The sequence below is a fragment of the Idiomarina sp. Sol25 genome (genome assembly GCF_033052775.1).
GTDB lineage: Bacteria > Pseudomonadota > Gammaproteobacteria > Enterobacterales > Alteromonadaceae > Idiomarina.
This window is the reverse complement of sequence record NZ_JAUPEW010000160.1, coordinates 1-262: the sequence shown is the minus strand read 5'-3', so window position 1 is coordinate 262 and position 262 is coordinate 1. Positions and strand designations below refer to the sequence as shown.

Here is a 262-nt window from a genome sequence, read left to right as displayed (position 1 = left end):
CCAATCTGGCCAACAAGCACAAGCTGGACATCAAGGATTGCCGCATCGTGGCCGCCACCTGGGGCGATCTGTCCTCAGAGCGGATGATGGGCCGCACCGAAACCCAGGCCTGCGTTATCAACGGCGAGGCCGTTGAAATGGCGATCAAGGGCCAAGTGATTGGGGAAGACGGCAAGGCTGGGGTTCGGGGCCGTCTCGTCACCAAGCAGGGCCAGTTGCTCGCCAATGCCCTGTTTGCCGGCGCGCTCAGTGGTATCGGCAA

At 62.2% G+C, this 262-nt stretch carries 1 protein-coding gene; it reads left to right on the top strand.

The features are described from left to right. Positions 1-262, top strand: a 262-nt coding sequence (locus tag Q5L94_RS13850; RefSeq protein WP_317498933.1) for a TrbI/VirB10 family protein, incomplete at both ends; no start/stop codon positions are given.